Genomic DNA, 23,604 nt, shown 5'->3' with positions numbered 1-23,604 from the left:
AATATCTAATGGATATGTTAAAGAAAACAAAAATTGTATGTACGATTGGACCAGCGAGTGAAAATGAGGAAATGATTGAACGTCTTGCAAACGAAGGGATGAACGTTGTTCGTTTTAACTTCTCACATGACATTCATGAAAATCACCTTAAGAGAATGGAACGTGTTCGTGAAGTCAGCAAGAAATTGGGCAAACCACTTGCATTGCTTTTGGACACAAAAGGTCCTGAAATTCGCTGTGCTGTAATGGAAAATGATGCAATTGAATTCGCAACAGGTGATACTGTTAAAGTTGGGTTCGATGCTGATTACTTAGGAAACAAAGAACGTTTCTGTTTACAAGTTCCTGAAGTATACAACGACGTTGTCGTTGGGGATTACCTCCTTATTGATGACGGTAAGATTCGTCTTACAATCATTGACAAAGATGAAAAAGACTTGATCTGCCGCGTTGAAAATGCTGGATTTGTTAAAACACGTAAAGGGGTTAATATTCCTAACGTTAAACTTTCCATGCCTTTCTTATCAGAAAAAGATGAAAAAGACATCCGCTTTGGTGCTCAAAACAATGTCGATTATATTGCCGCGTCATTTGTACGTCGTGTAAGTGATGTATTAGATATTCGTGCAGTACTCGAAGATGAAGGCAAAAAAGACATTCAAATCATCGTTAAAATTGAAAATCAAGAAGGTGTCGATAACATTGAAGAAATTCTTGAAGTAGCTGATGGTGTGATGGTTGCACGTGGAGACTTAGGTGTTGAAGTTGCAACATATCTTGTACCAATTTACCAAAAACAAATCATCAAAGTTGCTAACCGTCTTGGTAAGCCAGTAATTACCGCAACACATATGCTCGAATCAATGCAATCAAATCCACGTCCAACACGTGCAGAAGCGAGTGACGTAGCAAATGCAGTCCTTGATGGAACCGATGCAATTATGCTATCAGGAGAATCAGCAGTTGGTGCATATCCAGTTGAAGCAGTTCAAACAATGCACAATATTTCTACTGCAATGGAAGATATCTTCCCATATCGCGATCGTTTAAATCAAGCAATTCAATCATCACACAACACAATCCAAGATTCGATTGGTATGTCAGTGGGTGAAACAATTCTAAACTTAGCGGATGTAACTGCAATTATTGCCTTTACACAAAGTGGAATGACAGCACGTCGTATTTCTAAATTCCGTCCTAAAGTGCCAGTTATTGCGGTAACATTTGACCGTGCAGTTCAACGTAGCTTAATGCTCAATTGGGGTGTAATTCCAGTTTATTCTGAAGTTGAAAATAAAATGACAAATGATGACGAACTCGCAACTACAATCGCGAAAACATTTGGCGTTCAAACCGGAGATAAACTTGTAATTGTTGCTGGATATCCTTCAGGCGAAGGTTCAACCAACATGATGAAGATCATTGAAGTAAAATAAAAACTAAATACTAAAATAATAAATACTTAAGGAGATAATATGAAAAAGTACTTAGGCGTTGATTTAGGTGGAACAAATGTTCGTGTTGCAGTTGTCAGTGAAACTGGAGAGATTCTTGAGGAGATCAAGCGTCCTTCGCTTGCTGATCAAGGTCCAGAGATTGTTTTGGACAACATTGCTGTAATGATTCAAACTTTGAATACTTCTAAAGAATGTCTGGGTGTTGGCATAGGTATCCCAGGGCCTGTAGACACTGAAAGAGGTTGCGTAACACTTGCAACTAATATTAAAGGGTTTGCAGGTTTTCCTGTTATTGACTATCTTCAAAAGAAATTAAATATGCCAGTATACCTAGATAATGATGCTAACGTAGCCGGACTTGCTGAAGCAGTGGTTGGTTCAGGACGTGGCAAGAAAATCGTATATTATGTAACCCACTCAACTGGAATTGGTGGCGCACTTGTTGTTAGTGGTAAAGTAGTGTCTGGTCACAATGGTTATGCAGGAGAAATTGCGAACATCGTTATTGATCGCAACCGTCCTAAAGTTGACCATTTAAATGCAGGGGCAGTTGAAAACTGGGCTTCAGGAACAGCGCTTGTGCGTCAAGCACGTGAATTAATTGATCCTGAAATCACATCTGCATATCCAATCTTCCTAAAAGCACAAGATGGTGACGCAAAAGCAATTAAGCTTGTCAGCACAATGTGCGAAGATATGGCATATATGTTTTCTGCAATCGCACACGTTGTTGAACCACATGTATTTGTCATCGGAGGTGGCGTTTCACAGTCTCATGAATTCTACTTTGACGAAATGATTGAGAAGTTTAAAGGCCTAGTTCATCCTGGTATGAAAGATGTTGAGTTTAGACTCGCTTCGCTTGATGAACCAGGTGTAATTGGAGCAGCAATGCTTTGCAGTTCAAATGGAGACGCATAAGATGATTCAAGATTTATTAAAGAAATATGCACGACTGGCAATTCGTACAGGAATAAATGTTCAAAAAGGTCAAGTACTTTTAATTAACGTTAAGGCCGAACACTATGAATTTGCACGCATGCTTACTGAAGAAGCATATGAAGCTGGCGCAAAACGCGTTATTGTTAAGTTTTCTGATGATATCATTGGAAAATATCATTACGAATATCAATCCATTGAAACACTCACAGAAGTGCCACAATGGTTGGTGGACGAATATGACAGTTACATGAGTGAAGATTTCTGTCGTTTATCAGTGTATGCACCATCGCCAGGGCTTTTAAGCGATGTTGATGGTAATAAGATAGCAGCACAAGCCAAAGCGCAAGGTGAAGCTTTAAAACGCCTTAGAGAATTCACGATGGCAAACCGTGGTCAATGGTCACTTGTTTCATTACCTACGCAAGAATGGGCACAGGTTGTATTCCCAGAACTTTCGCCTGAAGAAGGTGTTTCGAAACTGCTCGAATCCATCCTTTATACAGTTCGTATTGATGAAGACACAGATCCCGTAGATCTTTGGAACAAACACAATGCAACACTTGCGCATCAAAACAAAGTACTCAATGACTATAACTTTAAATCATTACACTTCACAAATGGACTTGGAACCGATATTGTTGTTGGTTTAGTAAAAGATCATATCTGGGCTGGTGGTCAAGAAACTTCAGAAAAAGGATATGTCTTTAATCCAAATATGCCAACCGAAGAATCCTTTACCATGCCAGATCGTGATCGCGTAGATGGTCGCGTATATAGCACAAAGCCTTTAAATTACAACGGGAAACTCATTGATGCGTTCTGGCTTGAATTTAAAGATGGAAAAGTTGTGGATTTTGATGCTAAAAAAGAAAAAGAAACACTCGAACACTTATTAAATACTGATGAAGGAAGTCGTCATCTTGGAGAAATTGCCTTAATTTCGCATGACTCACCAATCTCAAATCTTAACATCCTATTCTATAACACACTTTTTGACGAAAATGCATCCTGCCATATGGCATTGGGAGCTTCTTATCCAATGAATGTGAAGAATGGAACTACAATGACTCGTGATCAATTAAACGATGCACATGCTAACGATTCAATTAACCACGAAGATTTTATGTTTGGTAGCGAAGATATGAAGATTGTCGGAATTACTTACAACGATGAAGAAGTCCTTATCTTTGAAAATGGAAGTTTTATTATCTAAGCGTGATTCTTCACGCTTTTTTTAAAAGGAGCGATTATGAAAGCAATTGATATAAAATATGCAAATCTATTGATTAATACCGGAATTAATATTCAAAAAGGACAAACACTACTCATTCACGCAGAACCGGTGCACTATGAATTTGTGACACTTCTCAGTGAAACAGCTTATAAACGTGGCGCAAAGCGTGTTATTGTCAAGTATGCAAGTGAACACCTCCAACGTTTAGATTATATATATCAAGATCTAGACACATTGACACAGATGAATCAATGGGAGATTGATGAGTTTGATTCATATCTTAGTGAAGATCTTGTGAGACTTGCACTGAGAGCACCCAATCCAGGCCTTATGAACGATGTTGATAGCTCAAAAGTTCTTGAACATTCAAAAGTTCGCGGTAAAGTAATGGAACGCTATACCCAATACTCCATGAGCTCACAAGGACAATGGCTTGTTTGTGCGTATCCAACGATGTCATGGGCAAAAGCTGTTTTCCCAACACTCAATGAGCACGATGCTTACGATAAGCTTTATGCATCAATTTTATATGCTTGTCGTGTGAGTGAAGATAATGATCCACAGCATGAATGGGAACTCCATAATGCTCAGTTATTACATCAAGGAGATTGTCTCAACACTTATAACTTCAAATCCCTTCATTTCACAAATGCAAAAGGAACTGACATAACCGTTGGACTTGTTAAGGGACATATATGGGGTGGGGGACGAAAACCTTCAGCAAAAGGCATTCCTTTTAATGCAAATATCCCAACTGAGGAATCATTCACAACACCAGATCGCATGAACGTTAACGGTATTGTGTATAACACACTACCACTCAATAACAACGGCCGACTCATCGATGATTTCTGGCTCAAGTTTGAAGATGGTAAAGTCACCGACTTTGATGCAAAAGTAGGAAAAGAGGCATTACAAGCACTTTTAAAGACAGATGATAACAGTAATCGTCTTGGTGAAATCGCACTTGTTTCTTATGACTCTCCAATTTCCAAAATGAATATTTTATTCTACAACACACTCTTTGATGAAAATGCATCCTGCCACATGGCACTTGGTCGCGGATACCCATTGATAGAAAATGGGAGTGCTCTTTCTAAAGAAGCACTCGAAGATTGCGGTATTAACCAGTCACTAATCCATGTAGACTTCATGTTTGGTAGTGATGATATGAAAGTTGTAGGAAAGACCTTTGAAGGTGAAGATATCACCATCATGGAAAAGGGGAATATTACACTATAACTCTGATTCGTGCAGGATCAATATTATTGACCTCTTTTGTCTTCTATAGATAGCGTTCAATCACTCATATAGCACCTCCTTGTTTACATATTCTTTGAATTAGTTTATGATTTTTATCAAAAGGATGTGAATTAAGATGGCACTATCAAATGTAATTGAATACTTCAAAGACGTTAATTTAGATCATAGAATCGTAACGCATGACATTATAACAGATACAGTAATCCATGCAGCTCAAGTAATCGGTTGTCAACCAGCACAAATAATGAAAACAATGTCATTTTATGTCAAAGAAGATGTCGTTTTAATTGCGATGGCAGGGGATGCGAAAATCAGCAATCCAAAATACCGTGCGCAATTTCATCAAAAAGCAAAAATGATTCCCTCTTTTGAAGTGCTATCCTGTGTAGGTCATAATCCTGGGGGTGTTTGTCCTTTTGCTGTCAAGGATAATATAAAGGTCTACCTTGACATATCACTCAAACGATTTCATGATGTCCATGCAGCAGCAGGGGATGCACAATCTACGATAAACCTCACGATAGATGAGCTCGTCAAACATTCTAATATGATAGATTGGATTGATGTAGGCAAAGATTGGGAATAACAATACAGGTGCTTTCTAACACGTATAGAAAGCACCTTTTTATGTGTCTGTTTTTTTAATGGATTATGCAAAATTATGGCACATTACCTTAAGTAAACCCAAAACCTTGTGAGAAGTCAAAGAAATTGCACAAGTAATTGACTTAAAACTGATGGTTCACTCATTAAAAGTGAGATAATTGCTGTTTCTCATAACTATTACAATATATCTACAATGCACTTGACCACGTCTAAATGAGACACCTTAGAGGCAAAAAAGGGTGTGGGGATTGGTTCTCGCGGTATGAGCAAGCACATTGATATAGGAGGAGTTAACATGAGAAACAAAATAATGCGTTTAGGATTCGCAGTCCTTCTTTTCTTAAGTTCTGCGTTTTCATATAATGTTTCTGCAGACTCTAGTTCCGATTATTCATCAAGTGTTACGATCACACATTGGAATTTCATTGCTTCCGATGGGTCAATCGTTGACAATGATTCTTTCATTAAACTTGACGACTCATTCGGACTTGAACTAGAGTTCCGTTTAAACCTCACTGAATCTACACTAAAAAGTGGTGACTCAATTGAGATTGCACTTCCAGATTCTTCGCTCATTCAATCAATCACATCTGATACAAAAGCACTCTTGAATGATACAAAAGAAATTGGTAAATGGCGGATTGCAGACAATAAGATTTTCGTAGAATTCTCAGATGCAGTTGTTGGTGAAACATTTGTAGTGGGAACGATAAAAACCGATTTAGATTCCTTTAGTTCTAAGGTTGACGTTACAAAGCTGTTAACCATAACAATTGGTGATCTTTCGAAAGACATTCAGTTTGTTAACCCAAACTTAAAAGTAACAGTTAATACTTTATCCGGAACTGCCTCGTCCACGACTAAGTATTCCATTACCTACAAGCTTGATGGTGGTACAAACAACAGTCAAAATCCAACAACCTATACATACGGAGTTGGCGTGAATTCTTTCAAAGATGCTACTAAAACAAACTATACATTCCTTGGTTGGTATGATAGTTCTGGTAATAAAGTAACATCCATTTCTAAAACAACCAAAGGAGATATCACACTCACTGCGAAATGGGTAGGAGTTCAATACTCAATCGTATATAACCTTGACAGTGGTACAAACAATACTCAAAATCCATCTGCGTATACATACGGTACTGGTGTTTCTTCATTTTATCCAGCAACAAAAACAGGGTATACATTTGTTAAATGGGCTGATAAGAATGGTAATGAAATCAAATCAATTTCAACCACTTCTACTGGAACTGTAACACTGTATGCAAAATGGACGCCTACAACCTATACGATTACCTATGTACTTGGTGGTGGTACCAACTCATCCAATAATCCTACTTCCTATGCGTATGGAACTGGTGTTTCAACATTCTATGCTGCAACAAGAACAGGATACACATTCGAAAAATGGATTGATGAGTCAAACAATGCCATTACATTAATATCTAAAACAGCGACTGGAAACAAAACACTAACTGCTGTTTGGAAAGCAAATCAATACACGATTACCTATGATTTGAATGGTGGTACGAATGCTCCAAGTAATCCAACAACCTATCAAGTTGGAGTTGGTGTTGCTTCTTTTGCAAATCCAACACGAACGGGTTATACATTCGACAAGTGGGTGAATGAAAACAATAACACCATTACTTCGATCTCAACAACAGATACTGGTAATAAAAAATTGATTGCAAAATGGATACCAACAGTTTATTCAATAACGTATCAACTTAATGGTGGGTCCAATAGTGGCAGCAATCCAACAACATATACCTTTGGAGTTGGTGTAACATCCTTCAACCCAGCAACACGTCCTGGTTATAGTTTTGTACGCTGGGAAGATACAAGTGGCAATACTGTTACATCCATTTCAAAAACAGAAACTGGCAATAAAACATTGGTAGCTGTTTGGAAAGCTTTAAGTTACACCATTACGTATCAACTTAATGGAGGAACTAATGATCCAAGCAATCCATCATCCTATGCTTATGGCGTCGGCGTAGCGTCCTTTGGACCGGCAACAAAACCTGGATATACATTCATGGGTTGGGTTGACGAACACGACAATGCCATTACTTCAATCTCATCTACAGCCACAGGCAATAAGACATTGTGTGCTGTTTGGAAAGCTACGGATTACACGATTACTTATCAACTCAATGGTGGGTCAAATAACAGTAATAATCCATCGACTTATACATTTGGAGTAGGAGTATCTTCATTTAAACCAGCGACTAAAACTGGATACACTTTTGTACGGTGGGAAGATACAAGTGGCAATACTGTTACATCCATTTCAAAAACAGAAACAGGTAACAAAACACTTATCGCCATTTGGAAAGCAAACGAATATACGATTGACTACCAATTAAACGGTGGTATCAATGATCCAAGCAATCCAAATAAATACACATATGGTGTGGGAGTCGCATCCTTTGCTAATCCAACACGATTAGGCTATAGCTTTACCGGTTGGATTGACCAAAGCAATAATCCAATCACTTCAATATCAACGACAGATAGTGGTAACAAGACCCTAAAAGCAACGTGGACGCTGAATACATATTTAATTACCTATGTACTAGATGGTGGTATTAACAACCCATCAAATCCAACTACCTATACATTTGGTACTGGTGTACCATCCTTTAGTCCAGCAACAAAACCTGGCTTCGCATTCCTTGGTTGGGTAAATGAAACAAATCAACTTGTAACTTCAATTTCATCTACTGATACTGGAAATAAAACACTCATCGCAACATGGGCTGCTTTATCTTACACAATCACTTATGATTTAAAAGGTGGTGTGAACAGCAGTAATAATCCAGCATCATACATCTTTGGAATTGGTGTTCCATCTTTTGAACCAGCAACACGTCTTGGCTACACTTTTGTAAGATGGGAAGATCCACAAGGTAATCCTGTAACATCAATCGCACCAACTTCTACTGGAAATATAACACTTTGTGCTGTATGGAAAGCAACAGACTATGCGATTAACTATACTCTCAATGGTGGTACAAACAACTCCCTCAACCCAAGTAAATATACTTATGGAGTGGGCGTACCTTCATTTAAAGCCCCTACACGTTTTGGATATACATTTACCGGTTGGATTGATGAAAACAACAACCTAGTTACCTCAATTTCATCAACCGCGATTGGAACCAAAACACTGATTGCAACATGGACTGCAGTAACATATACAATTACCTACCAACTCGGTGGTGGTACAAACAGTCCAAGTAATCCAGCAACCTATGCTTATGGTGTTGGTGTTCCTTCATTCGCACCAGCAACACGTACTGGTTACACATTTATGGGTTGGGTTGATGATCATAACAATGCGATAACTTCAATTTCAACTACTGCAACGGGTAACAAAGTGCTCTGTGCTGTATGGAAAGTACAAGATTACACAATCACTTATGTACTCAATGGTGGTACAAACAATCCACAAAACCCAAGCAAGTATACCTTTGGTGTTGGTGTCTCTTCATTTAAAGACCCAACAAAAGTAGGTTACACCTTTACAGGTTGGGTTGATGAAGACAACCATTCAGTTACATCAATATCTAAAACAGCAACTGGAAACAAAACACTAACTGCAACATGGACTGCAAATAAATATACAATTACCTACCAACTCGGTGGTGGTACAAACAGTCCAAGTAATCCAACAACCTATACTTATGGTGTCGGTGTTCCTTCATTTGCACCAGCAACACGTACTGGTTACGTATTTATGGGTTGGGTTGATGATCATAACAATGCGATAACTTCAATTTCAACTACTGCAACGGGTAACAAAGTGCTCTGCGCTGTATGGAAAGTACAAGACTACACAATCACTTATGTACTCAATGGTGGTACAAACAATCCACAAAACCCAAGCAAGTATACCTTTGGTGTTGGTGTCTCTTCATTTAAAAACCCAACAAAAGTAGGTTTCACCTTTACAGGTTGGGTTGATGAAAACAACCATTCAGTTACATCAATATCTAAAACAGCAACTGGAAACAAAACACTAACTGCAACATGGACTGCAAATAAATATACAATTACCTACCAACTCGGTGGTGGTACAAACAGTCCTAGTAATCCAACAACCTATACTTATGGTGTTGGTGTTCCTTCATTTGCACCAGCAACACGTACTGGTTACACCTTTGCAGGTTGGGTTGATGATCATAACAATTCAATAACATCAATCTCAACAACCGATATGGGAAGTAAGAAGCTCATTGCAACATGGACTGCAAATAAATATACGATTACCTATCAACTCGGTGGTGGTACAAACAGTCCAAGTAATCCTGCAACCTATATTTATGGCGTAGGGGTTCCTTCATTCGCACCAGCAACACGTACTGGTTACACATTTATGGGTTGGGTTGATGATCACAACAATGCGATAACTTCAATTTCAACTACTGCAACAGGTAACAAAGTGCTCTGTGCTGTATGGAAAGTACAAGATTACACAATCACTTATGTACTCAATGGTGGTACAAACAATCCACAAAATCCAAGTAAGTATACCTTTGGTGTTGGCGTTTCATCATTTAAGAATCCAACACGAACTGGATATACCTTTACGGGTTGGGTTGATGAAGACAACCATTCAGTTACATCAATATCTAAAACAGCAACTGGAAACAAAACACTAACTGCTACATGGAAAGCTCAAGAATACTCAATTAAGTATGAGCTTAATGGTGGTACAAACAATCCACAAAATCCAAGTAAGTATACCTTTGGTGTTGGTGTTCCTTCATTTAAGGATCCTACAAAAGTAGGTTACACCTTTACAGGTTGGGTTGATGATCACAATAATCCAATAACATCAATCTCAACAACCGATATGGGAAGTAAGAAACTCATTGCAACATGGACTGCAAATAAATATACGATTACCTATCAACTCGGTGGTGGTACAAACAGTCCAAGTAATCCTGCAACCTATACTTTTGGCGTAGGGGTTCCTTCATTTGCACCAGCAACACGTACTGGTTACAACTTTGTTCGCTGGGAAGATGCTCATGGAAATGTTGTGTCGTCAATCTCGGTAACTTCAACTGGTAATAAGATCCTTAAAGCGATATGGAAAGCTCAAGAATACTCAATTAAATATGAGCTTAATGGTGGTACCAACAATCCACAAAATCCAAGTAAATATACCTTTGGTGTTGGCGTTTCATCATTTAAGAATCCAACACGAACTGGATATACCTTTACAGGTTGGGTTGATTTGGATAACAATCCAGTAACATCAATCTCTACTACCGATATTGGAGCTAAGAAACTCATCGCAACATGGACTGCTAATAAATATACAATCACTTACCAACTAGATGGCGGTACAAACAGTCCATTGAATCCTACAACGTATACCTATGGTGTAGGTGTTGAATCTTTTGAACCTGCGACTAAAACTGGATACACATTCATGGGTTGGGTTGATTCACACCACAATCCAGTGACTGCCATTTCAGCAAATGCAACGGGCAATAAAGTATTGTGTGCTACTTGGGAAGTACAAGATTACACAATCTCTTATGTACTTGATGGTGGTACAAATGATCTTTCAAATCCTGCAACATATACCTTTGGCATCGGAGTTGCATCATTTAATCCAGCAACTAAACTTGGTTACACCTTTGCAGGTTGGGTTGATTTTGATAACAATCCAATAACAGCCATTTCATCATCCGACACAGGCAATAAGACACTTGTTGCCACATGGGTAGCAAATGAGTATGTCATTACTTATGACTTAGTTGGCGGCATCAATGATCTTACGAATCCTACATCATACATTTATGGAGTAGGGGTACCATCTTTTGCAAATCCAACTAAATTTGGTCACACTTTCTTAGGATGGGTTGATACAGAAAATAATCCTGTAACAGCAATCACGACTACAGATACTGGCGACAAGCATTTAATCGCCCAATGGACACCAAATGTTTATGGTATTACTTATATTCTAGATGCACAAGCTCCATTCAGAATGTTTATGGCCTTTGCGATCAGCGCAACAAATAGTCCAGACAATCCTGATAGTTATACATTTGGAATTGGTGTTCCATTATTCTATCCTGCAAGTAAACTTGGTCATATATTCCTTGATTGGGTTGATGAAGAGGGTAATGTTGTAACATCCATTGATCCTGAACATACCGGTGAAATCACCTTGTATGCAACATGGGAACCTGAAGTCTATGCAATTAACTACTTATTAGATGGTGGTACAAACAATGCAAGCAATCCTGCATCATATACATATGGTGTTGGTGTCGACGCATTTGAAGCTGCTTCTAAACCTGGTTATACATTCCTCGGTTGGACAAACGAATTCGGTGATGCATTCACCGCAATTACAGATACAGACATGGGTGAAATGACACTCGTTGCATCGTGGAAACAAAATGGTGCAAAAGTGACTGTCTACTATGAAGATGAATCTGGAAATCAACTCGATGATCCGATTATATTTGAAGGGGATATTGGTACAACATACATTGCTCAAGCACTCGTGCTTAATGGATATACACTAAAACAAGTAGTTGGTCTATCAGAAGGTCAAATTAGTGCTGTAGAACAAATCGTTCGCTTTGTTTATTCAGTAAATGTTCCACCAAGTGGACCAGTAAGACCTGAAGAACCAGTTGATCCTGTTGAACCAGTAGATCCTGTTGATCCTGTTGTTCCTGTTGAGCCAGTTGAACCTGTAGTTCCAGTAATACCAGTGGAACAAAAACCAAATCCAACAGTTAAAACCCCAACATCGAATAATCAAGGAACAAAAGAACTTGAGAATTCTGGTATCGCTTCGGATAATACATCTGCATTCATGGTAGTCATAGGTGGACTTCTCATGATGTTCAGTTCAATTCGAAGAAAACAAAAACGTTAGATTTTGAAATCGAGGCAGTTATACAAAAAGTGTAACTGCCTTTTAAAATTAAGCGCCTTATAAATGAAAGGATCGTGTTGTAAGAAATAAACCTTTTTTAATTGCACGGATCATAATATGAACACTTTTTTAAACAGAATCACAATTTATTCATAATTAATGAAGTTTTCTTGCGGTAATGCTATTCTATGGGAGAAATAACTAAATCCGTTAACCTCTTGTTCATTGATAGTAAGACTATTTAAAAAGGCGATTGGTGTCATTATGAATATACTTATAGAATCTCACATTAAACGAAAACTCAATTTACTGAATACGCTCTATTTCCGTGAAAAACCAATATCACTTGTTGAGCTTGCTTCCATACTTGGTATTTCTGAAAACACTTTAAAAGGTGATTTACAAAAATATGATTTATTGGGTACAAAAGGGGAAATTGATATCGCAATTGATAAAGATCGCAGATTGGAACTCTATTATACATTCATGCAAGAGTCAATTATTGTGAAAGTATTCCGAATTTTATTGCGTGAACCAGGAAAAAAAGCACAATACTATAGTAATGCACTTTCAATTAGCAGAACTTATTTCTATAAAGTAGTTCTTGCACTCAATAATGAACTTGAAAAATATAAAGCACGGATTTCTGTCAATACTGGTTATCATATTATTGCGGAAGATGAACGTATGTTTCGTTTGTATGCTTTTTTCTATTTCTCAACAACCTACACGGAGCAAGACCCAATTCAAAATCAAAGGTACCGCGTTTTTTTAGAACTTCTAAAGATGAACCATATTGATTATCCTTTACTTGAACAAATCGAATTCTGGGACGATAATTATCACACCTCATTTTTACTTATTAATATCATCCGTCAATCCGATAACAACAGTGCCTTACCAATCCCTGATTTTCATTCATATCGTAAATCCATTAAAATTCCAGAACAAGAATATAATACGATTCGCTCATTATATCCTCACGCTACACGCCAGTCCATTACCGAAGCACTTATTTTGTTTGCCCGATTTAAGGATTCAGGATACTTAGATGTAGAACCAGATGATGTAAACGACATTCTCTTAAACTATAGTCAAATGACTGAGTTAGAACTCAATGAAAATCAGATGGAGCAAATTGTCACTCGATGTACTCAGATTTTGTCCATGACACTTTATGTATCAAAAAACTTCCCATTCAATGTAAATCATTTTTCAATTATTATGAAAGACTTTTACTGTGAATACGCAATTATCAATGCGGATTTGTTAGATAACTATAATAAATTTCTTGAGCTTGCATCGCAAACAATTCAAAACGATTTTTCCAAGATTCGTGTTCTTGTGTTTTATCTTATGATCACAAATATTGGTGACTACTTATTTGCACCAAAAAAGAAGATCTTATTTGCAAGCAAACGCGGGATGATGCATCTTGAACATAGTAAAAACGAGCTAGAAATTATGCTTAGAATGGTAAAAATCAATCCTGACATTACAATGATTCCTTTAACAGAATTGAGAAGAGAAGCCCAAAACGGAACCTATGATTTGATATTTAGTGAATCCAAACTTGATGGGCTAGACAATGTCCTTCTTGTTGTATTTAATAATTCTTTACTTATGTTGGAACTTGTTTTGAAAACCTTCAGAAGTGATTACAAAACCCAACTCGAATTATTAGAAGGTGAGTAAGCGAATTTTTATAGAAGTGCTTGCATATTTCTATTGTTTGCGTATAATTAACTTATAAACGGTGAAGAGGACATGAGTTTATCTTAGTGATGTAGAGAGTGAAGCGGTTGGTGAAAGCTTCTCGAATCTAATTAAACTTACCACCTTGGAGTTGAACTTTTAAATGAAGTTCCGTATATCTGGCGTTAACAGAAAATTAAGTGCACAGTTATTGTGAATTAAGGTGGTACCGCGAGTTTTCGTCCTTGGAAATTGGCGGTTTTTTATTTGTAAAGGAGAAACAACTATGAATATCAAGGAAAATCCAGAGTTAAATGTATTAAATCACTCTGCAGCCCATGTACTTGCGCAAGCTGTAAAAAGACTATATCCAAATGCGAAATTTTGGGTAGGTCCAGTTATTGAAGACGGATTCTATTATGACATTGATTTAGGAGATATTGTCTTAAGCGAAGACGATTTCCCAAAAATTGAAAAGGAAATGAAGAAAATCGCAAAGGAAAACAAGCGAATTTCACGTGAAGAACTCACAAAAGAAGAAGCTTTAGAAATGTTTAAAGACGATCCTTATAAGATTGATATCATTACAAACAACCTTGAAGAAGGGTCTACAATTTCTGCTTATCGTCAAGGTGAATTTGTGGATTTGTGTCGTGGACCTCATGTTGAATCTACAGGGAAAGTTAAAAATGTTCGCCTAACCAAAGTGTCTGGTGCTTATTGGAAAGGGGATGCAAATAACAAAATGCTTCAACGTATTTATGGTATTGCATTCGAAACTAAAGAAGCACTTGAAGAATATGAAGCATGGCTTGAAGCTGCGAAACAACGCGACCACAAAAAATTAGGACGTGAACTCGGATTGTTTATGACAAGTGAATATGGTCCTGGTTTCCCATTTTGGTTACCAAATGGTATGCGATTAAAAAATGCACTCCATGAATACTACCATAAAGCGCATATGGATCGTGGCTATGAATTCATTGAAACACCGATTATGTTGAATCGTGAACTTTGGGAAATATCAGGACATTGGGCAAATTATAATGACAATATGTATACGTCATCCATTGATGAAAAAGATTTTGCGATTAAACCAATGAACTGCCCAGGCGGGATCCTAGTATATAAGAACGGACTTCATTCATACCGCGATTTACCGATTCGTCTTGCTGAAATGGGACATGTTCACCGTCATGAAGCCAGTGGGGCACTTAATGGTTTGTTTAGAGTTAGAGCTTTCACACAAGATGATGCCCATCTCTTTATGACACCCGAACAACTACAAGGTGAAATCATTGAAATGCTTGATTTCATTGATGAAGTGTATTCACTCTTTGGACTCTCTTATACAATTGAACTTTCGACACGTCCTGAATCTAAGTATATTGGAGATATCGAAGTGTGGAATCGTTCAGAAAAAATTCTTGAAGATGCATGTATTGCAGCCGGTGTAGAATTTAAAATCAACCCTGGCGATGGTGCATTCTATGGTCCAAAACTTGATTTCAAAGTTAGAGACTCACTAAACAGAATCTGGCAATGTGGTACAGTTCAACTTGATATGAACTTACCAGAACGTTTCGATATTACTTATATCGACTCAGAAGGTAACAAACAACGTCCAATTATGTTACACCGTGCAATCTTTGGATCACTTGAACGTTTCATTGGAATTATCATTGAACACTTTGGTGGTGCATTCCCAACATGGCTCGCACCATTACAAGTTGAACTCATTCCAGTCAATGCTCAGTATCATCTTGATTACTGTAATGAAGTTGCCCAAATCCTTGAGAAGAAAGGCCTTCGTGTTCATGTTGATGCAAGAAATGAAAAACTGGGTTATAAGATGCGTGAAGCACAAAAAGCGAAAACTCCAATTCAACTTGTAATTGGGGATAAAGAAGTCGAAAATCGCTTTGTAAATGTGCGTCGCTACGGTCAAACATCTCAACATTCTATGTCAATTCAAGCATTCGTAGAATTAATTAGCGACGAAGTAAGCCGTAAACTCTTAACACCTGAAGTAACTTCAGAAGACTAATGTATATTCAAAAGGTGCGATCGTTCCAAATGATCGCACCTTTTTTACACGCTTTAGTGTTGTTTTGATTGGAAGTGTTTTGCATGTTCAATTGCATTTACGTACTGTTGATCCATAATCCATGATAACCGACCAATAATTTCAGAGCTGGGTTCTTTACAACCACTTAAGATCCAATCCACAACAATTCCCGAAAAAGCATGGCTAAAGAAATTCACGATAAAATCTGCGTCTTGTTGTGGAATGTCTTTTGAACCAGAGATATCATAGAACACCTTACTTAATAATTCAGAAATCGTATGATAAAACATTCGCGTAAACTGATTTCGTTGCAATGAGTTTAGGGTATTTAGACAAAAATCATAATTATTCGATACATAATTGAGAATGACTAAAAAACTATCTTTCCAATTCGTATAGTCCACTTCATTTTTAATATGATGAATAAAGTCATCTTCATAGACCCATTCTAAAAGGGCATAGATATCTTGAAAGTGATAATAAAACGTTTGACGTGTTATTTGACACGCATCAACAAGTTCCGTCACTGTAATTTGTTCGATGCTTTTTGATTTCATCAAGGTTTTTAACTCAGTCCCTAAGAGTTTTTTTGTAGGATGTGACATAGACAGTCTCCTTTGATAGACATATTTTATAAGTTTTAGACCATTCTTTCAATATGTTTTTTTACACAATGACATACCTGTCAAATTTTTTGTCACTTCAACTTTTCTGTCAATTCTTTTAGGGTTTATCCAGCGCTATAATGACACTGTCAAAAGGAGGTACAAACAATGTACTATAGCAACGGTAATTATGAAGCATTTGCACATGCAAAAAAACCAGAAGGTGTCGAAAATAAGAAAGCTTACCTCATTGGTTCAGGTCTTGCATCACTTTCTGCAGCATCATTCCTTGTAAGGGATGGTCAAATGGACGGATCAAATATCACCATCCTTGAAGAAATGTCACTTGCAGGCGGTGGTCTTGATGGAATTAAAGATGATGGACGAGGATTCATTATTCGCGGTGGACGTGAAATGGAAAACCATTTTGAATGTTTATGGGATCTCTACCGTTCGATTCCTTCACTAGAAATTGAAGGTGCTTCTGTTTTAGATGAATTTTATTGGTTAAATAAAGTTGATCCAAACTATTCACTTCAAAGAGCCACCATTAATCAAGGGAATGATGCGAAAACTGATGGAAAGTTTACACTCACACCACAAGCATCTGAAGAGATGATCAAATTATTTTTCACGCCTGAAAGTGAACTTGATAACTTAACAATTGAAGATGTCTTCTCTCAAGATTTCTTTGACTCAAACTTCTGGTTGTATTGGCAAACTATGTTTGCATTTGAAACATGGCACAGTGCAATGGAAATGAGACGATATATCGCACGGTTTATTCACCACATTGGAGGTCTTCCAGATTTCTCAGCACTTAAATTCACAAAATACAATCAATATGAGTCCCTTGTCTTACCTCTTAAAAAATATTTAGTGGACCAAGGCGTTACCTTTAGATTTAATACAAAAGTTGTGAATGTTATCTTTGACATTACTCCAACCAAAAAAGTTGCGAAATCGATTATTTGCGAATCAAATGGCAGTGATTTTGAGATAAACCTGACTGAAAACGATCTTGTGTTTATTACAAATGGTAGTAATACAGACTCATCCTCAATTGGTGATCATCATAGTGCAGCAACTCTTAGTGCGACACAAGGAAACAGTTGGAAACTATGGAAGAACATTGCTGCTCAAGATAAAGCATTTGGAAACCCAGGCAAATTCTGTGATGATGTGAAGAAGAGCAATTGGGAATCTGCGACAATTACAACACTTGATGACAAAATTCTTCCTTACATTGAAGCTGTTTGTAAACGTGATCCACTTGCAGGTAAGGTGGTTACTGGTGGGATTGTTAGTGTTAAAGATTCAAGTTGGTTCTTAAGTTGGACCATTAACCGTCAACCTCATTTCAAAGCACAACCAAATGGACAAGCAGTTGTTTGGGTATATGGACTCTTTAGTGAAGTAGAAGGGGATTATGTTAAAAAAGCAATGAAGGATTGTACTGGAGAAGAAATAACACAAGAATGGCTTTATCATCTTGGGGTTCCTGTATCACAAATTAATGAACTAGCTGCTCATAGTGCAAACTGTGTTCCTGTCATGATGCCATACGTCACTGCATACTTTATGCCTCGTGCATTAGGAGATAGACCTCTTGTTGTTCCAAAGAACGTGGTCAATGCAGCATTTATAGGAAATTTTGCGGAAACACCGCGCGACACCGTTTTTACAACTGAGTATTCAGTAAGAACTGCAATGGAAGCAGTCTATACACTCCTTGATATAGATCGTGGGGTACCTGAAGTATTTGGATCTGCATTTGATGTCAGAGTCTTACTGGATGCAACTTCAAAAATGCTTGATGGAAAGAAACTTACTGATATGCACATGAGTTTACCGCAAAAATTGATGGTAAATAAAGTAGAGAAGAAAATTGAAAACACGATTGTTTTAGATTTACTTAAAGAGTATAAGTTAATTTAAAAATAAGCAAAAAGAGCCAAGTTTAAGATACTTGGCTTTTTCATGTCTTATAAAGTCAAAGTTTTTTTTCTTATTCAAGAAACAATTGTATCAAAGTAAGCGCTTTATGTCATCTTATGCTTCATTTTTATGAAAACAAGTGTTTCATAATGTAAAAAAGTGAAAATTCTGTGAAAATAGCCTTGAAATATTTTTGTGGTTTGTTATAATCATTAAAACAAAGGAGAGAAGCTATGAAGAAAAAGGTATTCAAACTATTTCAAGTTATGTGTGTGACGTTGATGCTTACAGCATGTGGTTCCAGTAATGGAAGCGATGGTGATGTTACTATTGGATTTAATTTCGACTTGACAGGTGCTGGAGCTCAATATGGTGAAGCTGAGTTGGATGGAGCTAAACTAGCTCTGAAGATTTTCAATGAAAATGGCGGATTTAATGGTAAAGAGGTTAAGTTCATTTCTCTTGATAGCAAATCAGACCAAAGTGAAGCGTATCAGGCTCAAACTAAATTGGCAGAAGATGGTGTGTTTGCAATCGTAGGTGCTACAATCTCAAGTACATCTGCACAAGCAATCCTTGCATCCGAAGAACAAAAAGTTCCAACTGTTACACCTTCTGCTACAGCAGATAAGGTAACAAACGATGGAACAAAAGGAATTCCTTATGGATATCGCGTTTGTTATGCAGACTCATTCCAAGGGTTGACGATGGCAAACTTTGCTGTTAATGAAAAAGGGTTTAAGAAAATCGGAATTATCGCTGATAATTCAAGTGATTATGCAAAAGGACTTGTATCTGTATTTAAAGCTCAACTTGAATCACTTGGTGGTCAAGTAGTTGTAGAAGAGTATTACTCAACTGGAGAAACAGACTTCTCAACAATCTTAACTAAGATTCGTGGAAACACTGATATCGAAGCATTGTTTATCCCAGGTTACTACAATGAAGTCGGAACCTTAATCAAACAAGCACGCGGACTTGGCGTTGATTATCCAATTCTAGGTGTTGATGGTTATGATTCAGCTGAACTTATTAACCTTGCAACTGCAGAAGCATTAAATAACGTATATTACTCAAACCATTATTCAAATACAGTTGAAAGCAAAACGCGCGACAACTTTGTAGAACTATTCAAAGCTGAGTACGGTAAAGAACCAGCAGGATTCCAAGCCCTTGCATTTGATGCCACTAACTTGGTGTTGGAAGCATTAGTTAAAGCAGGCAAAGCAGATCCTGAAGCAGTAAATGCAGCAATTGAAAGTACTAAAGGATTTGAAGGTGTTACAGGAACAATCTCAATTGATTCACTACACAATGCTGAAAAATCAACATTTGTACTTGAATTGAAAGATGGTGTTGAAGTAGAAGCAACCATCGTAGCACCATAAGAATTACAAGGCGATGTAAAACTCGCCTTTTCGTTTAATTATAGAATAGGGGAATTGTATGGACCAGTTTTTTCAACAAATATTGAATTGGTTGACAGTCGGAAGCGTATACGCTCTGATTGCACTAGGGTATACCATGGTATACGGAATTATGAAACTCATAAACTTTGCCCATGGTGAAGTATTTATGATCGGAGCCTACACTACGTTTGTAGGTATGGTATATTTGAAATTACCATTTTTAGCATCTCTGTTGCTTGCAATGGTATTTGCAGGACTTTTAGGCTTTGTGATCGAACGAGTCGCTTACAAACCACTGCGTAAATCTTCACGGATTAGCGCATTGATTACCGCGATTGGGATGTCACTATTACTCCAAAACATTGTCATTAAAATCTTTGGAGCAGACGTGTTAACTTTGCCTGAAGTCAGTGTCTTTCCTTCACTAACATTTGGTAATGTTGTGATTAACGGAAATCAATTACTCATTTTTGTTGTAACAATTATCTTACTTGTAATTCTCCAATACATCGTGTATCACACTCAGATTGGACGAGCAATGCGTGCTGCATCCATCGATTATGAAGCAGCAAGCCTTATGGGAATTAATGTAGATTTTGTTGTTTCATTCACATTTGTACTTGGAAGTATACTGGCTGCGGGTGCGGGATCACTTGTTGCTGCATACTATAACAGCCTTTCACCAGCTATGGGAGTATCTCGCGGACTCAAAGCATTTATCGCTGCCGTATTTGGTGGGATTGGTATTCTTCCAGGAGCGGTTATCGGTGGGTTTTTAATTGGTGGCATTGAAACACTTGTTTCACTCATCGGTTTATCATTATGGCGTGAAGCAGCAGTATACTTTGTACTCATTATCATCTTACTTGTAAAACCATCTGGTATTTTAGGGAAAAAAGGAGGAACAAAAGTATGACAAAACGCGACCTCAAATCTGGTGCTATCTGGATTGCGTGTACACTTGCGATATATGCAGTGTTCCAACTTTTAATCTCGATGAGAATTCTTCAGGTATCACAACAAATCGCTTGGATTACAATTGGAATTAATATCATTCTTGCAGTCTCATTAAACTTGATTCTTGGCGTTGCTGGACAGTTTTCACTTGGACATGCAGGCTTTATGTCAATTGGCGCATATTCGGTTGCAATCACGCTTCAATTTGTCGATGGGTACCTTGGATTTGTTTTAGGAATCTTAGTGGGCCTTTGTATCAGTGCCATTGTTTCACTGATCGTCGCAATTCCAACACTTCGACTCAAAGGGGATTATTTGGCAATTGCCACTTTAGGGATTTCTGAGATCATCCGCATTATTATTACGAATCTAACCATTACAAATGGAGCAATTGGAATTACCGGAATTCCACGTCATGTTAATTTTACAACCGTATATATATTCGTGGTATTCTCAGTCTATATCCTAACCTCAATTACACGTTCACGGTTTGGACGCGTATGGAAAGGGATCCAAGAAGATGAAATTGCTTCGTCTTCAATGGGCGTTCCATTAACACGGTATAAAGTAAGTGCCTTCTTAATTGGTGCATGCTTTGCCAGCATTTCAGGAGCACTCTACGCTTCATATTTTAGAGCAATTCAACCAGGGCTCTTTGATTTTAATAAGTCCGTTGATATTCTAGTTATTGTTGTGTTGGGCGGAATGGGAAGTTACACCGGTTCTGTAATTGCAGCAATTGTAATTGGGCTCATCAACTTAGTGTTCCAAGGCTTTGCTCAAGAACGCGTTATTATTTATTCAATCTTATTAATCGCAATGATGATCTTGCGACCTAAAGGACTCTTAGGCTCCTATGAGTTGAGTTTTAAACGTCTCTTTGGTAGAAAGGACTCCTATGGAAACACTAAAGGTTAATCACTTAACACAGCGCTTTGGTGGTGTTGTAGCGATTGAAGATGTATCCTGCGAAGTAAAAATGGGTGAGAAGGTAGGCATTATCGGACCAAATGGTGCAGGTAAAACAACCTTATTCAACTGCTTAACAGGTATCTACGTCCCTACTGAAGGATCAATTTCTCTCAATGGCGAAACAACCACAGAACTTACAGGGATGTCCGTTGAGAAAATTACAGAACTTGGACTCGCCCGTACATTTCAAAATATTCGACTTTTCAAGGATTTAACACTTCTTGACAATCTTAAAGTCGCGATGAATTTTAATGTCAACTATTCTAAATTTGATGCAGTCTTTAGAACACGTAATTTCTATCGTGAAGAACGAATCATGCAAGAAAAGGCGGATTCATATCTTGATATTGTAGACTTAAAGGACAAGGCTGAACAAAAAGCGTCTTCATTATCTTATGGGGAACAGCGACGTCTTGAAATCGTTCGTGCACTTGCAACAGGTGCAAAATACTTATTCTTAGATGAACCTGCTGCAGGTATGAACCCACAAGAAACAAATGATCTTCGCGATTTCATCAATCTTATCCATTCAAAATTTGAACTAACAATTGTCCTTATTGAACATGATATGGGGTTTGTAATGGACCTATGCGACCGTATTTACGTATTAAACTACGGTAAATGTATAGCCGAAGGAACACCCAAAGAAATACAATCAAATAAACTCGTTATTGATGCTTATTTGGGAAATGAGGATGCGTAATGTTAAAAATTGAAAATTTAGAAGTTAACTATGGCTCAATTTCTGCCATTAAATCCATCTCAATTAATGTTGAAGAAGGACAGTTAGTATCGCTTGTTGGCGCAAACGGAGCTGGAAAAAGTACGTTACTTAAAACCATTTCAGGATTAATTAACGCTAAAAGTGGTTCCATCACATTTGAAGGAAAAAACTTGTCAAAAGTTAAACCACACGATATTGTGAAAATGGGGATAGTTCATGTCCCTGAAGGCCGTCGTATCTTCTCAGGTATGACTGTTGAAGAAAATTTATTGCTAGGAGCATTTACACGCTCAGATCATCAAGCAATTAAAGAAGAGCTTGAAGTAATCTATAAACGATTCCCAATTCTTGGGCAACGTAAAAATCAAGATGCGCATACGCTCAGTGGTGGAGAGCAACAAATGCTTGCGATATCGCGTGCATTATTATCAAAACCAAGACTCTTACTTCTTGATGAACCTTCGATGGGACTTGCGCCATTAATTGTTAAAGAGATTTTCAACATCATCAAGGAAACAAATAACGATGGTGTTACGGTGCTTCTTGTTGAACAAAACGCTAAGAAAGCACTCGAAATTGCAGATTATGCTTATATTATTGAAAACGGAGTTTTAAGACTTGAAGGAAAAGCTGAAGATATTATAAACAGCGATCAAGTTAAGGAACTCTACTTAGGGGGTTAAGAAGGTACATTCAGTGCCTTCTTTTCTTACGTTTAAAACGCACTATTCTTTACATCATGCGCATGATTATATACAATGAGTGCGTGTTCTATTCAAACCGTATGGACAATACGATTACGTTGAAGG

The 23,604-nt window shown here is 37.6% G+C and carries 15 protein-coding genes and 1 other annotated feature; of the genes, 14 read left to right on the top strand and 1 reads right to left on the bottom strand.

The features are described 5' to 3' along the window. The first annotated feature begins 8 nt into the window (after window positions 1–8). From pyk to thrS, 8 genes are all read left to right on the top strand, one after another. Window positions 9–1,436 (top strand): pyruvate kinase, encoded by a 1,428-nt coding sequence (gene pyk, locus AOC36_RS05320; protein ID WP_067632184.1) that lies wholly within the window; start codon window positions 9–11, stop codon window positions 1,434–1,436. Between the two features lie 39 nt (window positions 1,437–1,475). Beyond that, on the top strand, window positions 1,476–2,378 hold the full coding sequence (locus AOC36_RS05315; protein WP_067632182.1) for an ROK family protein: 903 nt from the start codon (window positions 1,476–1,478) through the stop codon (window positions 2,376–2,378). A gap of 1 nt (window position 2,379) precedes the next feature. Further along, on the top strand, window positions 2,380–3,612 hold the full coding sequence (locus AOC36_RS05310) for an aminopeptidase (RefSeq protein WP_232505397.1): 1,233 nt from the start codon (window positions 2,380–2,382) through the stop codon (window positions 3,610–3,612). A 36-nt stretch (window positions 3,613–3,648) separates the two neighbouring features. Further along, window positions 3,649–4,875 carry an aminopeptidase gene (locus AOC36_RS05305; protein WP_067632180.1) on the top strand — a complete coding sequence of 409 codons (1,227 nt, stop codon included), beginning with the start codon at window positions 3,649–3,651 and terminating at the stop codon, window positions 4,873–4,875. Between the two features lie 136 nt (window positions 4,876–5,011). Beyond that, the gene (locus tag AOC36_RS05300) at window positions 5,012–5,482 is read left to right on the top strand and encodes a YbaK/EbsC family protein (RefSeq protein WP_067632179.1); all 471 of its coding nucleotides are present in this window, start codon (window positions 5,012–5,014) and stop codon (window positions 5,480–5,482) included. A 315-nt stretch (window positions 5,483–5,797) separates the two neighbouring features. Further along, entirely contained in the window at window positions 5,798–12,427 is a 6,630-nt protein-coding gene (locus AOC36_RS12070) for an InlB B-repeat-containing protein (RefSeq protein ID WP_067632177.1), read from the top strand. A gap of 264 nt (window positions 12,428–12,691) precedes the next feature. Further along, the gene (locus AOC36_RS05290; protein WP_067632175.1) at window positions 12,692–14,122 is read left to right on the top strand and encodes a helix-turn-helix domain-containing protein; all 1,431 of its coding nucleotides are present in this window, start codon (window positions 12,692–12,694) and stop codon (window positions 14,120–14,122) included. 52 nt (window positions 14,123–14,174) lie between these two features. Further along, window positions 14,175–14,372: a binding site (T-box leader), on the top strand. Between the two features lie 36 nt (window positions 14,373–14,408). Continuing rightward, window positions 14,409–16,169 (top strand): threonine--tRNA ligase, encoded by a 1,761-nt coding sequence (gene thrS, locus AOC36_RS05285; RefSeq protein ID WP_067632173.1) that lies wholly within the window; start codon window positions 14,409–14,411, stop codon window positions 16,167–16,169. A 53-nt stretch (window positions 16,170–16,222) separates the two neighbouring features. Here the strand turns inward: thrS and AOC36_RS05280 are convergent, their stop codons facing one another. After that, window positions 16,223–16,795: a TetR/AcrR family transcriptional regulator C-terminal domain-containing protein gene (locus tag AOC36_RS05280; RefSeq protein WP_067632171.1), complete on the bottom strand. Its 573-nt coding sequence runs from the start codon at window positions 16,793–16,795 to the stop codon at window positions 16,223–16,225. Between the two features lie 168 nt (window positions 16,796–16,963). On the opposite strand from AOC36_RS05280, the gene AOC36_RS05275 reads away from it, so the two are divergent. The 6 genes from AOC36_RS05275 (at window position 16,964) to AOC36_RS05250 (ending at window position 23,478) form a co-directional block, all read left to right on the top strand. Then, entirely contained in the window at window positions 16,964–18,733 is a 1,770-nt protein-coding gene (locus AOC36_RS05275) for an oleate hydratase (RefSeq protein WP_067632169.1), read from the top strand. A 233-nt stretch (window positions 18,734–18,966) separates the two neighbouring features. Further along, entirely contained in the window at window positions 18,967–20,121 is a 1,155-nt protein-coding gene (locus AOC36_RS05270; RefSeq protein ID WP_067632166.1) for an ABC transporter substrate-binding protein, read from the top strand. A 58-nt stretch (window positions 20,122–20,179) separates the two neighbouring features. Continuing rightward, the gene (locus AOC36_RS05265; protein ID WP_067632164.1) at window positions 20,180–21,058 is read left to right on the top strand and encodes a branched-chain amino acid ABC transporter permease; all 879 of its coding nucleotides are present in this window, start codon (window positions 20,180–20,182) and stop codon (window positions 21,056–21,058) included. Beyond that, on the top strand, window positions 21,055–22,017 hold the full coding sequence (locus AOC36_RS05260) for a branched-chain amino acid ABC transporter permease (RefSeq protein WP_067632161.1): 963 nt from the start codon (window positions 21,055–21,057) through the stop codon (window positions 22,015–22,017). Before AOC36_RS05265 ends, AOC36_RS05260 begins: the two co-directional genes overlap by 4 nt. Then, a complete protein-coding gene (locus AOC36_RS05255; RefSeq protein ID WP_067632159.1) occupies window positions 21,998–22,774 on the top strand; it encodes an ABC transporter ATP-binding protein in 777 nt (258 codons plus the stop codon). The genes AOC36_RS05260 and AOC36_RS05255 overlap by 20 nt, the downstream gene beginning before the upstream one ends. Beyond that, complete coding sequence (locus AOC36_RS05250; RefSeq protein WP_067632156.1) at window positions 22,774–23,478, top strand: ABC transporter ATP-binding protein; 705 nt, start codon at window positions 22,774–22,776, stop codon at window positions 23,476–23,478. Before AOC36_RS05255 ends, AOC36_RS05250 begins: the two co-directional genes overlap by 1 nt. Window positions 23,479–23,604: the final 126 nt, after the last annotated feature.

Origin of the sequence: Erysipelothrix larvae, from assembly GCF_001545095.1 — a bacterium.
GTDB classification, from domain to species: Bacteria; Bacillota_I; Bacilli_A; order Erysipelotrichales; family Erysipelotrichaceae; genus Erysipelothrix; species Erysipelothrix larvae.
Note: the sequence above shows the minus strand (reverse complement) of the source record. Positions and strands in the feature narration are given on the sequence as shown.